Origin of the sequence: Flavicella marina (assembly GCF_009193215.1) — a bacterium.
Taxonomy (GTDB): domain Bacteria; phylum Bacteroidota; class Bacteroidia; order Flavobacteriales; family Flavobacteriaceae; genus Flavicella; species Flavicella marina.
In genome coordinates this window covers 1,009,083-1,024,287 of the sequence record NZ_VYVA01000001.1, presented here as the reverse complement: position 1 = coordinate 1,024,287, position 15,205 = coordinate 1,009,083, and the positions used below count along the sequence as shown (strand labels likewise).

The window sequence follows — 15,205 nt, the reverse complement described above, 5'->3', positions numbered from 1 at the left end:
AACACTTAACCCTATTTTTTATTTCCCAATAGCAATAATTCATTAACGACAATTTCAGAAATATAACGCTTGTTTCCTTCTTTGTCTTGGTAACTTCTATTGGTAAGTCTTCCTTCAATGGCAATTTCGTCACCCTTATTTACATAATTCTCTACAACATTAGAAAGCGCATTCCAAACCACCAGGTTATGCCATTGTGTTTCTTCAATTTTTTCTCCTTTCGAGTTTTTAAAACTATCGTTTGTTGCCATCGTAAACTTTACGAATTTTTTACCTGACTCTAAAGTCATCATTTCTGGTTGAATACCTACGTGTCCGATTAACTGTACTTTGTTTCTTAAACTATTCATAATATTAAAATTTTTAAGTCGAAATTCATTCGTTCATTTCAACACCACAAAGTAAAGAACAGCACCAAAGTATAATAGGTTGCAAAACGCTTACTTTCGAATGTAAGCGTTGTTAGTCGTTTGTATTCGTATAACATTAATACAATAATAAGCCCTGATCCAAACTGAATCAGGGCTTTATATAATAGTTAAACTACTTACAATGCGTCTTGTGTAGATTTATTTGCTTCGTAGTATTCTTGTAATAAATTCATCGTTCCTGTCAACAAATCTTTCGTTTCCAATAACAATCCAAAATATAAAGTTGTGTTTTTCGGACTCGATTCTTCAGTACGTGTTCTTTCGATCTGACTTTGAATTTTATCTGACAAAATATCAAATGCGGTTCTGTCGTTTAAAATATCAGCAATTTTTTCAAAAGACATTTCTTGAAAAGCATCTTTCGTGTTTTCAAAAACTACAAGCAACGACTCTTCAACTTCTTTCAACTCTTTGATTTGACTCATTTTTAGTTTTTTGTGATTGTTGTTTACGTGCTTATTTGTTGCACGAACAATAAACTCTAAAGACTGGGTCATATCTTGTAAGTAAGACAATAAGTTGATATAAAAACTACTCGCAGTAACACTCGACTCATCTAAGTTTTTAATAAAATAGAAAATATTATCTCTTAACTCATCTACTTCGTTCGATAGTTTTTCAATAGTTTTTTTGTTCTTTTTCAACAACACCAAATCTTGCTTTGCAAGTCCTTTGATTGCCACTCCATAAACTTTTCCTCCTCGTTTTACCACAGAAGCAATAGTAGCAGCACTCTCTTGAATTACACCTTGTACTGAAGTACTTTCAGCTTTATTTAAACTATCTTCTGTTTTTTCTTCAATTGCCTTTTTTCTATGAGCAAAAAAGTTTCTTAACAACAAACCAATTGCTAACAACAACAATATCGGAAACATCAACTTTAGGTTTAAGCTCAATAAATACGCAACGAAGGCAGCTGCAGTAAAAGCACAAAACGCGGTAAAGAACCAACCACCAATCACATTGATTACTCCGGCTACTCTATACACTGCGCTTTCTGCCCCCCAAGCTCTATCAGCCAATGATGTACCCATTGCTACCATAAAGGTAACATAGGTTGTAGATAGTGGCAATTTATATGAGGTTGCTATAGATATTAAAACAGCAGCAACCATCAAATTCACAGCAGCTCTTACCATATCAAACGCAGGCAATTCATGTACTTTTTCTTTTGTAAGTGGTATCACTGGAGGAGTAAATTGTTTATCCACTTTCTTCTTTAATTCTTCTGGAAGCAAGTAAGAAACACCTTCTGAAATTCCCATCGCCAAGCGCACAAAACCTCTTGACAAAAAATTGGGCTGAAAACGTTCTTTCGTAGCACTTTGACTTGATAAGTCAATAGAAGTTTTTACAACATTTTTGGCTTTGCTCGAAAACCATAACGTTACTACCATAATAACACCTGCCAAAAGTAACAGTAAATTATTCGTTGGTACCTTTTTAGACAAAATACTCATACTAAACTCATTTGCCTGAACACCGTTTATCGCCCATTCTGCCGACCAAGCTTGATACGATTCCCAAGCGGCTATAGGAACTCCGATAAAGTTTACCAAATCATTTCCTGAAAATGCCAAGGCCAAAGCAAATGTTCCGACTACAATAATTATTCGGTAAATATTTATTTTCAAAAATTGAATTAAAACAAATGAAGCTACAGACCAAAACACCGAACTTATTGCGATAATGATTAGCACTTCATTCTCTAAAAATTCTTTCATGGTTCTACCTCCAAGTATTTCGAAAGACTCTTTCGCATATGAGGTTCCTTTTAAGCCTTTTATAAAAATAAAATAAGTAATTGCCGTTAACGCAATACCACCAAAGAGAGCTCCAATCCATGCGGCCTTATTTTCAAAATTATAAGACAATACCAACCTTGTAATCCATTGTACAAAAGCACCGATTGAAAATGCAACAATCACAGAAAGTACAATTCCAAAAATAATTTTCGTTGCCGTTTCTGTATTTATATAGGTAATTAAATCTGAGAACTCACCACTACCCGTGGTTTTAAATATTTTTAACAACGCCATCGCCACTGCTGCTCCTAACAATTCAAATACTATTGAAACCGTGGTCGACGTAGGCATACCTATTGTGTTAAAAAAATCTAACAACAAAATATCAGTAATCATTACGGCCATAAAAATGATCATAATTTCATTGAAATAAAACTCACCAGGATTAAAGATACCTTTACGTGCAACCTCCATCATTCCACTAGAAAACACAGCACCTACGAGTACTCCAATACTCGCAACAATCATGATTGTTTTAAAAGAAATGGCTTTAGAACCAATTGCTGAATTCAAAAAATTCACGGCATCATTACTAACACCCACCACCAAATCGGTGATAGCTAAAAGCGCTAACGCAATGATCATTAACATATAAATATTATCCATAATTTAATTTTAAAATCTAACACCTCATTTTAAAGGTCGACAAATATCTTAATAAATGAAGGTTCAAAGGTTACCGAATTGTTATATCTATTTTTTTGAATATTTATTTCAATTGTCAAAAATAGATTTTTAATTTGACACAAATTCACATATAACAAAAAAAGGCTACCCTATTGGTAGCCTTTTTTGATTCTAAAACTTTTTAGTTTTTACAAAGATGCGTCTTTCCAAGTCCAAGTTGATATATCTAATATCGTACCCATAGCATTTGTTAACTTTCCTTTAGTTGCAAGAGTATAAAGCAAAAAAAACCGCTAGTGTACTAGCGGTTTTATAAAATATTTGATTAGCCTTATGGTAATGTATAACCTGACCAAGCGAATGCAGAAAAATCTGCTCCTCTACCAGCTTTTACGTCTGAACCATCAAACAAATCAGTTTCTTCAGTAATTGTACCAGTAATCACTCCACCCTCTTTATTATCTCCTACAGAACCTTGCTTGTAAGAACCTGTAATTGTTAATGTACCATTTCCAGAATCATCTGCAGTATCGATTAAATTCCCAAAAGTTGCTGCATTATAAGCAATAAACGCACCATTATTAATTGTAGCGGTAGTTCCTCTTCGAATTTCAGCTCCTGCTTTTAACGCAACAGTTTGATTCAAGTTTAATATTGTTACATCTTGAAAAGTAGGTGCAGAAACAGGAGTTGCATTTGGGTCAGAAGAGTTAGAATCACCTTCAATACCTCTTGGGTCATCAGTAGCCAATGTAAAACCATCTTCTCTAACTCCAAAAGCATTTGTAATTGTTCCTGTATAACCTCCTGTAAAATCAAACATATCATCAGCAATATTAACACATAATAAGTTTGTTACATCCACTGTACTTCCAAAAAACTCGATACCATCATCAGCACCATATTTAAGAACGATATTGTTTATTGTTGTTCCAGTACCAACAGTATACAAAGACAATCCATTAAATTCTTGTTCTCCATTAATTTTTGCTCCAGTATATTCAGCAACCACATAAGTTAACACACCTGAATTATCAGCAGGATCAGCATCAGCAGCTGATTTTCCATAGTTCAAACCTGCTACTTCAGATTGTACTGAGTCTCCTTTATTTGTTTGCGTTTTACCTGCAATTACAATACCACCCCAATCTCCTGCTGCTGGAGTAACAGAATTAGATGTAAAAGTAATTGGGTCAGTAGCTGTACCTGCAGCCATTATTTTAGCTCCTTGCTCGACAGCAACATAAGTATCTGTTTGTCCTGCTTCAACTTTTACAGTTGTACCAGCTTCTATTGTTAAAGTATAACCATCTTTTACCAACAATGCTCCTGTCAATAAATATTCAGTATCCTTATACAAAGTTACATTTGCCTCAACTTGACCTTGTAAGTCACCTGCAACGATATCATCTTGACTTGAAATAATTCCTTCATCTCCACCTCCATTATTTGGATTCCCATCATCATTACTACAAGCTGTGAATGTCAAAGCTGCTACTGATAAAATACTTAATAATAATTTTTTCATTTTAATAGATTTTATTTTCTTGTTTTAAATTTTTCACAAAGAAAGCGTACTTTCCTATTGTTGACGTTAAGCCCCTATTAATTTGCCGTTAACAAATCAAAAAAAATGTAAACTTATTGTTAACCAAAAAAGGCAGCTCAATTGAGCTGCCTTTTTTAACTATTGTATTTATTCTTAAAAATTATATTCTAAAGATAACCCAGTATCAATACCTCTTTTATAAGATCTATTTGTTAATGGATTACTTAAATCCCTAACTCTTTCAATTGAAGGGTCCAATATGTTCTTCACGGCCAACTTAATCGTCAACTTCTCATTAAAACTATGTTTTCCAACAAAATCTAAAGTAGCAATAGATTTTTGAACAATATTTTCTAATCCTATACCCCCTTGATTACTACCTATACTATATAATTTATCTGATTGATAGTTAAAAACAACTGTTGCAATTGTCTTTTTATCGTCTTGATTAATTACATACGATAAATCAGTATTCACTATAACAGGTGCCGCGCCTTCTAATTGAGAACTTGTATTGGTAGGGTTAAACAAACCTGTTGGTTTTAAATTCTGATTTGAATACATCAATGTAGAATTAATCCCCCAATTTAATTTATTATAATTATCTGAATCAACATCTCCTAATGTCAACAAAGTTGTTTTAAATTCCAACTCCAACCCATATACCTGTGCATCACCTGTATTATCATATGAAAATTGATTTTCTGAAGCCGCAACCAATTCAATTCTATTAATTGAATTTTCAATCATTTTTGCAAAAACAGACGCACTGAACAAACCTCCTTTTGAAGGAAAATACTCATACTTAACATCTAAATTTATATTCTCAGATGGTTGAAGATTTCTATTTCCTTGTTCCGTATAATCTACACCTTCGTATACAAATTCAGCAATCTCTTTAAACTGAGGGTATGTATATGTCTGACTTGCTGAAAACCTAAATTGGTTCTCATCATTTAAGCTATATTTTAAATTTAAAGTTGGTAGCAAATATTGCTTGTCAATATTAGACGCTAACAATTTACCTCCAGTTAAATTTGTAGACCAATCAACATCCATATCTATTTGTTCAAACCTACCACCTAGATTAACAAATAATTTTTCAGAGATATTATAATCAATACTTGCATTAACCGCATTGATCAATCTTTTACCACTATAAGTAAATGGATTCAACGCTTTAGATCCGAAACCATACCCAGTGGTTAATTTAAACCCTTCATTATTATTACCATTATTACCCAAATCAAGATTATCTTGGTTAAAATACTCATCCAAATTATCTCTATCAACAATAACAGTTGGATTAAGAATATTATGATCAAAATAAGTAGCTTCAAAATCTCTATCCGTATTTCTAAGTGAATACCCTAAATTTATTGCTCCTTTTGTTTCATCATCATCTCTTTCACCCAAGTAAATCTTACCAACTAAATTCACAGCAATGTCATTTTCATTTAAGTTATGGTAATATCTACTATTATTTCTTGGACTTCCTGTAGCAAACTTAGCCTCTCCAGTCTCTGGATCAACTAAAAATGTGTTTTTCATCCTATTTGGTTCATCATTCTTGATATTGTTATACGCAACCCCTAAATCTAAGTCTACATATTCACCAACCTTATTTTTAGAAATCAATTGATTAACCAATAACATATTTTGATTTTGAGTCTGCAAAATCACATTTACATTCTCATTATCATTAGTATCTCCAAAATAATCTTGAATTTTCTGACCATTTGAATGAATAAAAACAGAATTGTACAATAACTTATGATTTTCGTTTATTGAAAACTCAAAATTACCCATCAACAATTTAGAAGTTGTATAAGAATATTGCTTAGCATCATAATAATCTGTCCCTTTTAAATCTTCAGTTTTATTATTTGTACTAAAACCATCATTATATCTATAATTATTATCAAATGAACCTACTAAGAAAAATGAAAAAGAAGTTCCATTATCAAAAAAATATTTTTTACCTCCATTTAAAGAAACACCTATTGCTGGAGCTGCAGTCGTTCTATTTGGAGAAAAACTATCCTGAAAACTATACTGTTTTAAAGAAGTAATTGGATGATTAACATGCGAAGCGACTCCAACGTAATTTGCTCCATCTATCGTTTTAAAACTTTTAAATGTTGTTTGAGAGTTCATACCTGTCGAAACACTAACCGCAAAATTAGAAGAAGTAGAAGCTTGCTTAGTTACTACGTTAATATTAGCTCCTCCAAAATCACCAGTCGCGTTTGAAGAAAAAGTCTTACTAATTCCTACATTTTGAATAATATCAGTAGAAAATAAATCCAAAGAAATATTTTTTAAACTTGGATCATTTGAAGGCAATGGTAACCCATTTAAAGTTGTACTATTATAACGATCACCTAAACCTCTAACATAAACTTTACTCGACCCTTGTTGTTTTGAAACTCCAGTCACCTTTGCTGTAGCTGATGCGGCATCCGAAACCCCTTGAGAAGACAATTGTTGTGCTCCTACACTCTCTACAATTACAACTGCTTTCTTTTGTTCTGCGATCAAAGCACTTACAGATTCTTTTTTAGATGAACCTTTTACAATTACCTCATCCATCAATACACCTTCACTAGCACCCACTGCTTGGTTCACTGTATAGTTCATACCTGCTTCAACAGTAATCGTTTGTTCCGCTGTTGCATACCCAACAAAACTGAAAGAAATAGTATACTCACCTTCTTCTAAAGAAAGCGTATAATTACCATCAAAATCGGTTGTAGTACCAATTGTTGTTCCTTTGATATACACATTCGCAAATGGAAGTGCTTCATCATTCATCTCTTTGTCTGTCACCTTCCCAACTACAGTTGCCTTTTCTTGCGCAACAACAGAAATGGTTAAAAATAATACGATTAAAACTAATAATTTTCTCATTATATTTATATCTTGTTTTGAGCTGCAAAAATCTATATAATGACCGAGTAGAAGGTTACCTATTGTTTACTGTTATGTAAATTGAATGTTAACTTTAATTAAAAAAGTTAAATGATTGTAAACTAAAAAGACGCTAGTAGTATTATTACTTAGCTTTGTTGCTCAAGAAAATTGATTTTTTATGAAAACTAACGACATTAAAATTTTATTAGTAGACGACGAACCAGATATTTTGGAAATTGTTGGCTACAACCTAAAAAACGAAGGATATAGTGTTTACACAGCTAGCAATGGGATAAAAGCCATTGAAAAAGCAGTCAAACACAAACCTCATCTAATTTTACTCGACATTATGATGCCAGAAATGGATGGTATCGAAGCTTGTGAGAAAATTAGAAACACAGAAGGTTTAGAAAATACAGTGATCTCGTTTTTAACAGCTCGTGGAGAAGATTATTCTCAGGTAGCAGGGTTCGATGCTGGTGCTGATGACTATATCACCAAACCTGTGAAACCTAAAATTTTGGTTAGCAAAGTAAAATCTCTACTTAGAAGAGTCAAAGAAAATGATGCCAATATTGACAAAACAACTTTAGGAAATATCGTTATCGATAGAGAAGCGTATTTGGTAATTAAGGGCGATGAAAAAATTGTTTTACCAAGAAAAGAATTTGAGTTGTTTTCACTTCTCGCATCGAAACCAGATAAAGTTTTTAAAAGAGAAACGATACTCGATAAAGTTTGGGGTAATGAGGTAGTCGTAGGAGGTAGAACCATAGACGTGCACATAAGAAAACTTAGAGAAAAACTTGGAGATGATTTATTCAAAACCGTAAAAGGAGTAGGTTACAAATTCGTTCTGAATGAAAATTAAAAAAACATATGCTTTTGCATTTATAACTTCCATACTGTTTACTATTTTAACGGTTGGAGGTTTTTCTTTTTTACTATATTTTAAATACAATATTATTGATTTAGAATTAATTCTATATTCAGTTGCTATTGTATTTATTATCCTTTTTACCATTCTTCAAAAACGTGTAGAGCAATTTATCTACAAAAGAGTGTTAAAAATCTATGAAGATGTTTCTCTACTAGACATCAATAACATCGACAAGAGAGCTATAACACCAGATATTGAATCGCTTTCTAAGGAGATGCAGAAATTCGCCGAAGACAAACAATTAGAGATAGAATCGTTGAACGAACGAGAAAACTATAGAAGAGAATTTCTAGGTAACGTTTCCCACGAACTAAAAACACCATTATTTACGGTGCAAGGCTATCTTCTAACATTGATTGAAGGCGCTGCTGAAGACAAAGAAATAAGAAATCGCTATTTAGAAAGAGCAAACATTGGCGTTGAAAGATTAGCTTCGATTGTTAAAGATTTAGATATGATTTCTAAATTAGAAAGCAATGATCTGAATCTAAAAATACAACCTTTCAATTGTCTTGAGATGATTCAAAACGTCTTCGATTTATTCGAGATGAAGGTCAAAAAGAAAAACATGACCTTACGTTTTGATAAATTCTACGAGTTCCCCATTTTTGTTTTAGGTGATGCTGCGAAAATTGAACAGGTGTTGATAAATTTAATAGTCAACTCTATTAAATACGGAAAAATTGGTGGAATTATAATGGTAAGCGTAGCACCGCAAGGTAAAAACAAAATTGCCATTAAAGTAAAAGACAACGGAGAAGGAATCAAAAAAGAAAACATTGGAAGAATTTTCGAACGTTTTTATCGTGTGGATAAAAGTAGATCTAGAGACCAAGGAGGTTCTGGTTTAGGGCTATCAATTGTGAAACACATCATTGAAGCACACAAAGAAACCATTACACTAGAAAGTGAATATGGTCAAGGTTCTGAATTTACTTTTACACTAAAAAGAGCCTAAACAGATTTAAAAACTTCCAGCAACGAAGCGTTAAGTTTTGATTCGGATGCCTCTTTAAACCCTTTATAACCAGAAACTTTAGACAAACAACTTATATCAAATTGCTCCTGAATTACAAATGGAGCAATTTTTTTTTGCTCTAGGTAGGCTGCTAAATACTCTTGTTCTGTTTGTCCAGGAGTAGGAATAAAAAATGCTTTCTTCCTCAATTTCGCTAAATCCATAACCGTACTATAACCAGAACGAGCCACAATCAAGTCACTTGAATTCAACACCTTTTCTAGTTCGAAGGAGTTTAAAAAATTAATTATTTCAATCCCTTCTCTCTGCTCCATAACTTTTCGGTGTTGTACATCTCCTCTAATTAACAGCACGCGTCCCTTGTATTTCGAAAACTCCACAATCAATTTACGCTCCAATATGCTACGTTGCGGCTCTGGACCTGATAATACTATAGTAACATCATATTTCTTTTGTGCGTTTTTGAAATTAAGCGGACTCAAATTACCAATATACTCAAGATTAAATTTATCTGATTTTAAATGAGATAAATCACCTGCCAACTTCAATCCAGAAGTCGAATCTGGCACCCAGCAAACATCGTATTTGGAAAATATCTTTTTGTGAATGTAAGTTGTTAAAAACGTAGTAAATCCAGAAAAAACCTTAAGCTGATGCGTTATATAGACAGACGGAATTTTACTGTTTCTAACTCCGAATCGATTGTCAGAAACAATACCACAAAACGTATTCGTTTCGACCAACTCCGCAATTATTTTTTGCTCTTTTTTTATGGCGCTTAGAATAGAAAAGACAGAAAAAAACAGCTTCCATTTTGTAAAAAAGGCATGCTTAGTGTATCGAATATTGTAAGATGGCAACTCAACAGTTTCCAATAGAGGAAACTCATTCTTTAAATAAGTCAAAGCAATACCATCACTGGCAATTACAGGTGTAAAATTATTCTCTAATAACAAACAAACAATCGAAACACACCTGGTTGCATGCCCCAAGCCCCAATTTAATGGGGCCACAAGCACCTTATTCTGATTTCCTTCAAGAGAAGGATATTCTTTTATATTAGTTTTTATTTGAATCATTTAGAGTTTCGAAAACAATACCTCAAGTAAGGTAAATTCGCTGAAAACTGAAACTCTTTCTCGATAAAATCTTACAAATCTTTTAAATCGAAACCAATATCTTTACGGAAGTTCATTCCTTCGAAACTTACTTTCGAAATATTTTCATACGATTTCTCTAAAGCAGCTTCCATGGAATCAGCAAGTGTCGTAAAAGTCATCACACGACCACCATTTGTGACAACAGCATCATTCGATAATTTAGTACCAGCATGAAAAACTGTAGTTCCTTCAACGTTTTCTAAACCAGTAATTACCTTCCCTTTTTCATAAGCTTCAGGATAACCTCCAGCTACAACCATAACAGTAGTTGCAGTTTTTGATGTCAAAGCAAACGACTTTTTATCTAAGGTTTGCGTAGCTACACCTTCAAACAAGTCTAATAAGTCTGAATCTATTCTAGGTAACACAGCTTCTGTTTCTGGATCTCCCATTCTTACATTGTATTCAATCACAAAAGGGTTTCCATCAATATTCATCAAACCGATAAAAATAAATCCTCGGTAATCTATACCGTCTTTTTGAAGTCCTTCAACAGTAGGAATCACAACACGATCTTCTACTTTTTGTAAAAAGTCATCATTCGCAAATGGAACCGGAGAAATTGCTCCCATACCTCCTGTATTTAAACCTGTATCACCTTCTCCAATTCTTTTATAATCTTTCGCAGATGGCAATACTTTGTAACTTTTCCCATCAGTTAATACGAAAACCGATAATTCTATACCATCTAAAAACTCTTCAATCACAACTTTTGAAGATGCCTCACCAAATTTATTATTGGTTAACATATCTTCTAATTCTGCTTTTGCTTCTTCTAAAGTTTCTAAAATCAACACTCCTTTTCCGGCAGCCAAACCATCAGCCTTCAATACATAAGGAGCTTTTAATGTTTCTAAAAACGCCTTTCCTTCAGCTAAAGTTTCTTTTGTAAACGCATCATATGCAGCCGTTGGAACATTATGACGTTTCATAAATTTCTTAGAAAATTCTTTACTACCTTCTAGCTCTGCTCCGTCTTTTTTAGGCCCAACAACAGGAATATTTTTTAACGCATCATCTGCTAAAAAGAAATCGTGAACACCCGCTACTAATGGAGCTTCAGGTCCAACGATTACCATTTCAATCTTATTTTCTAAAACTGCATTTTTTACAGCTGGAAAATCTACAGGATCTATATCTAAATTCACCGCGCAATTTGCCGTACCTGCATTTCCTGGAGCGACAAATAACTTAGATAATTTTTTACTTTCTGAAAGTTTTAATGCAAAAGCATGCTCTCTTCCTCCTGAGCCTAAAATAAGAATATTCATTGTTTGTGTTTTTATTTTCCTTTTCCTTTAACCACCACAATTAAGGTGTAAAGAATTATTTTTATATCCGTCAGCAAAGATACATTATCTAGGTAAACTAAATCGTATCTAGCGCGCAATTTCATCTGCTCAATACTATCGGCATATCCATAGCGAATTTGACCTAAAGAAGTAATTCCTGGTCTTAATTTTTGCAATTCTTTATATCGAGGAATATGAGAGATTATGGTATCTAAAAAAAACTGTCGTTCTGGTCGCGGTCCAACCACACTCATTTGACCTAAAAGCACATTAAAAAATTGTGGAAATTCATCGATTCTATATTTCCTTAAAAATTTCCCGAATTTTGTGATTCGTACCGATTCTTCATCCGACAACAAAGGATCATTGACAGGAGGTACCCCACGCATACTTCTAAATTTATAAATCTGAAACAACTTTCCATTTTTACCTACGCGTTGTTGTCTATAAAAAGGACGCTCCCCTGTTGTCACAAAAATCAAAATGGCCACTAAAGGAACCATCCATACCAAAATACAGAAAACTACGGCTAGTGAAAAAATGATATCAAAAACTCTTTTGATCATTATTTTATGGTTATTGCTTCGTTAGAGTTTGGTTTTTTCAAGAAATTTTTCAGCCAATTTTTGCATCTTTTTTGTCAATGCTTCTTGATCCCATTCTTTCGAATCAAGATACAACAACATTGCGATATACTGACCATCAAGCTCTTTGACAAAAGTATGTTTATTTTTTCTATAAACTTCTCTTAAAACTCTTTTGATTCTATTTCGGTCAACCGCCTTATTGAACTTCTTTTTGGGAACAGACAAACCTAATTTAACAGGGGCCTCTCCACCATGATTTTGTTTTAAAAACACCAAACGCATTGGATAGGAAGAAACAGAAGTACCTTCTATAAATAGTTGCTCGATTGCTTTGCGACTTTTTAATTTTTCTTGTTTCCCGAATGTAAATTTCATCGGGACAAAAATAGAAATAATAGTTGAAAGTAAGAACAGTAGAATTTTGTTAATTTGTTTAGAACAAATAACGAACAGATGCTGAAAAATTTCTACCTGGCGCACTGATTCCGGAGGCAAATTCTTTATAATGAACATCAAAAATATTCGATGTTTTCAATTGCAGCTCCAAATCTCTATTCACCTCATAAAACACAGAAAAATTCACGATTTCCCAACTAGGGCTACCCGCATATTTTTGCTCATCACTATCTGCATCATGACTTACAATAGGAGTCTGTTCAATATTATCTATTCCTTCAGAGAAGTTATAGACCTCAGCCTTTTTAGCTGCATTAAATTCATATTCAAGGTCGAAATCAAACTGTTGAATTCTATACGTTAACCCCAAGTTTCCGAATAATGGCGGAATTGACGAAAGATACTCATCAGTATCATAGGTTTTTCCTTTGGTAGAAGTTATACTACCTCGTGAAATCCAATGTGGTGTGATTTCTCCACGAAAACTAAAAGTTCCTCCATAAACATATGCAGTACCACGGTTTACATTTGCAAAAACAGTTGCAGTCTCCCCATCATAAATAATTTCTGAATGTCCTTCTTGTTGCGAATTGATGTCATAAGGAGCGCGAATAATATAATTATCCAACAGAGTATAGTATCCATTTAAGCTAACACTAAAAGATTGATTTTTGAAATACTTACGGATCCCTATTTCAGAATTATATGCGAACTCAGGTTTCAAAGTTACGTTCGGTACTGTTACATTTCCGTTTTTCTCTCTAATTTTACCGATATCATCAATATTTGGCGACCTGAACCCAGAAGATAAAACAGCACTTATTTTTACCGATTTAGTAGGTTTATATACGTGCCCAATTGTTGCAGTTAACGCTGCATTATTTAGATAAATTGCTTCATCTGGGAGACTGATAAAAGTATCATCTACCCAATTAGCTTTCAGTTGGGTACTCGTAAAACGAACTCCCGTATTTAAAGTATTCTTGGCATTTAAATCTTGTCGATACTCGGCATACAACGCCTGTGTAAAATAACTACTGCCTCCATCTGGATACCTGGATTGCACAGCAAAATTTCCTAACACTCCAGTAATCATATTCGAGCTTTCGTCAATCTCTAAAAAATCACCATATGAACTTGAACTCACATCATTATATACAAGCTCTATTCCATATGAAAGCGTTCTGTTTTTCGATAAATCGACTGAAAAATCACCATTCAAACTAAAAACATCTACCTGTTCGTTTCTATACAACCGTTCGTCAATCGCTGCAAATTTTCTTTGGATTCTAGATTCTCCAATATCCTGATATGCCAAAGTTACGGTTCCTTTATCCATCCAACTATTGATATCTTTAAACAACAACTGGCTTGATGCTAAAAGTCTTTTTTGAGGCCCATATGACCATTCCGCAAATTTTAGGTCACCGGTTCCTGTCAATTCCGTCAAGCGATCAAATCTAGGAATATCAGAAGAATTTGAATATTGAATATTAAACAAAACATCAAATCGTTTTGAAATAGGGATAAATAATTTTTGTAACAAATCGAATTGAGAAAATCCCGTATTCTTTTGAACATCTGTATCAGAATTTACAACTGAATTAGGATTGGCAATTGTGTTAGAATTATCGGAATACTCAAATACTTTTCCCCAATCTACATAGCCATGTTTTCTGTTTTTTCCCATTCGTAAATCATCAAATTTACTATAGGAAACACTTGTATATGATGCCCATCTTTGAAACTTTAATTCTGTACCAATATGAGTTGTAAATTCATTGTTAATCGAACTTACTCTAGAAAATATTGATGTATTCACTTCATTGACATCAGAAACTTCAAGATGCTTAGTGTAATAATGTATCACACCTCCTAAAGCATCGGAACCATAAATTACCGAAGAAGGACCGAATAAAACTTCGACTCTTTCTAAAATTGATGGAGAAACAGTAATTCCGTTTTGCAAATGGCCTTTTCTGTAGATGGCATTGTTCATTCGAACACCATCAACTACGAGTAACACGCGATTGGCTTCCATTCCTCTCAAAACAGGGCTCCCGCCACCAAACTGAGATTTTTGAACCTTTATACTAGGTGTCTTAGCCAATAAATCTGCTGAAGATTGTGGAGAAATTCTATTTATTTCTCTACTATTCACAACCTCTATCTGCTCAGCGATTCTATTTTTATTTTGTTTATTTCTTGTAACAGAAACAACCACTTCGTCTAATGCTTCGGTTAAACGCTCTAATTCTACCTGTCCTTTTTCAAGAAGTGTTTTTATTGGAATCTTTTTCTTGTAATACCGATAATGAGACAAAAAAACCACATCCTTATTTCCAAATGGAGAAAGATCAACCTGCCCATTGGTGTCTGTATAATATGTTAATGTTTCTAGTTTATTTGTAACAGCAACACCTTCAATAGGCACAGTAGAACCACTTCTTGTAACAGTGATTTTCTGTGCATGTATCAAGTTTGTAACAAATAAAAAAGCAATAACTATTAGATGCTTGTACATTA

General features: G+C 33.4%; 11 protein-coding genes. 2 read left to right on the top strand and 9 right to left on the bottom strand.

Annotated elements, in window-relative coordinates:
- Positions 1-11: 11 nt before the first annotated feature.
- The 4 genes from F6P99_RS04150 to F6P99_RS04135 all read right to left on the bottom strand — a co-directional run bounded on the left by F6P99_RS04150 (position 12) and on the right by F6P99_RS04135 (position 7,322).
- Positions 12-350, bottom strand: a complete 339-nt coding sequence (locus tag F6P99_RS04150) for a single-stranded DNA-binding protein (RefSeq protein WP_152286166.1) — start codon at positions 348-350, stop codon at positions 12-14.
- Positions 351-547: 197 nt separating this feature from the next.
- Positions 548-2,842, bottom strand: a complete 2,295-nt coding sequence (locus F6P99_RS04145) for an inorganic phosphate transporter (RefSeq protein WP_152286165.1) — start codon at positions 2,840-2,842, stop codon at positions 548-550.
- 352 nt (positions 2,843-3,194) lie between these two features.
- Positions 3,195-4,391: a hypothetical protein gene (locus tag F6P99_RS04140; RefSeq protein ID WP_226913008.1), complete on the bottom strand. Its 1,197-nt coding sequence runs from the start codon at positions 4,389-4,391 to the stop codon at positions 3,195-3,197.
- Positions 4,392-4,565: 174 nt separating this feature from the next.
- Entirely contained in the window at positions 4,566-7,322 is a 2,757-nt protein-coding gene (locus F6P99_RS04135) for a TonB-dependent receptor (protein WP_152286163.1), read from the bottom strand.
- 181 nt (positions 7,323-7,503) lie between these two features.
- Here F6P99_RS04135 and F6P99_RS04130 point away from each other — a divergent pair, with 181 nt between their 5' ends.
- Entirely contained in the window at positions 7,504-8,196 is a 693-nt protein-coding gene (locus tag F6P99_RS04130) for a response regulator transcription factor (RefSeq protein WP_152286162.1), read from the top strand.
- Entirely contained in the window at positions 8,186-9,223 is a 1,038-nt protein-coding gene (locus F6P99_RS04125; protein WP_152286161.1) for a sensor histidine kinase, read from the top strand. Before F6P99_RS04130 ends, F6P99_RS04125 begins: the two co-directional genes overlap by 11 nt.
- Here F6P99_RS04125 and F6P99_RS04120 read toward each other — a convergent pair.
- The 5 genes from F6P99_RS04120 to F6P99_RS04100 form a co-directional block, all read right to left on the bottom strand.
- Positions 9,220-10,323 carry a glycosyltransferase gene (locus tag F6P99_RS04120; RefSeq protein WP_152286160.1) on the bottom strand — a complete coding sequence of 368 codons (1,104 nt, stop codon included), beginning with the start codon at positions 10,321-10,323 and terminating at the stop codon, positions 9,220-9,222. The genes F6P99_RS04125 and F6P99_RS04120 overlap by 4 nt on opposite strands.
- A 71-nt stretch (positions 10,324-10,394) precedes the next feature.
- On the bottom strand, positions 10,395-11,675 hold the full coding sequence (purD, locus tag F6P99_RS04115) for a phosphoribosylamine--glycine ligase (protein WP_152286159.1): 1,281 nt from the start codon (positions 11,673-11,675) through the stop codon (positions 10,395-10,397).
- Positions 11,676-11,686: 11 nt separating this feature from the next.
- The gene (locus F6P99_RS04110) at positions 11,687-12,262 is read right to left on the bottom strand and encodes a sugar transferase (RefSeq protein WP_152286158.1); all 576 of its coding nucleotides are present in this window, start codon (positions 12,260-12,262) and stop codon (positions 11,687-11,689) included.
- A gap of 21 nt (positions 12,263-12,283) precedes the next feature.
- Positions 12,284-12,658 (bottom strand): ribonuclease P protein component, encoded by a 375-nt coding sequence (rnpA, locus tag F6P99_RS04105; protein WP_152286157.1) that lies wholly within the window; start codon positions 12,656-12,658, stop codon positions 12,284-12,286.
- A 58-nt stretch (positions 12,659-12,716) separates the two neighbouring features.
- A complete protein-coding gene (locus F6P99_RS04100; RefSeq protein WP_152286156.1) occupies positions 12,717-15,203 on the bottom strand; it encodes a TonB-dependent receptor plug domain-containing protein in 2,487 nt (828 codons plus the stop codon).
- Between the last annotated feature and the right edge of the window lie 2 nt (positions 15,204-15,205).

Bases quoted from the DNA above. Each gene is read 5' to 3' on its own strand.
- F6P99_RS04150 (WP_152286166.1), bottom strand. From the start codon at position 350: ATGAATAGTTTAAGAAACAAAGTACAGTTAATCGGACACGTAGGTATT.
- F6P99_RS04100 (WP_152286156.1), bottom strand. From the start codon at position 15,203: ATGTACAAGCATCTAATAGTTATTGCTTTTTTATTTGTTACAAACTTG.
- F6P99_RS04135 (WP_152286163.1), bottom strand. From the start codon at position 7,322: ATGAGAAAATTATTAGTTTTAATCGTATTATTTTTAACCATTTCTGTT.
- F6P99_RS04145 (WP_152286165.1), bottom strand. From the start codon at position 2,842: ATGGATAATATTTATATGTTAATGATCATTGCGTTAGCGCTTTTAGCT.
- purD (WP_152286159.1), bottom strand. From the start codon at position 11,675: ATGAATATTCTTATTTTAGGCTCAGGAGGAAGAGAGCATGCTTTTGCA.
- F6P99_RS04110 (WP_152286158.1), bottom strand. From the start codon at position 12,262: ATGATCAAAAGAGTTTTTGATATCATTTTTTCACTAGCCGTAGTTTTC.
- rnpA (WP_152286157.1), bottom strand. From the start codon at position 12,658: ATGAAATTTACATTCGGGAAACAAGAAAAATTAAAAAGTCGCAAAGCA.
- F6P99_RS04120 (WP_152286160.1), bottom strand. From the start codon at position 10,323: ATGATTCAAATAAAAACTAATATAAAAGAATATCCTTCTCTTGAAGGA.
- F6P99_RS04130 (WP_152286162.1), top strand. From the start codon at position 7,504: ATGAAAACTAACGACATTAAAATTTTATTAGTAGACGACGAACCAGAT.
- F6P99_RS04140 (WP_226913008.1), bottom strand. From the start codon at position 4,391: ATGAAAAAATTATTATTAAGTATTTTATCAGTAGCAGCTTTGACATTC.
- F6P99_RS04125 (WP_152286161.1), top strand. From the start codon at position 8,186: ATGAAAATTAAAAAAACATATGCTTTTGCATTTATAACTTCCATACTG.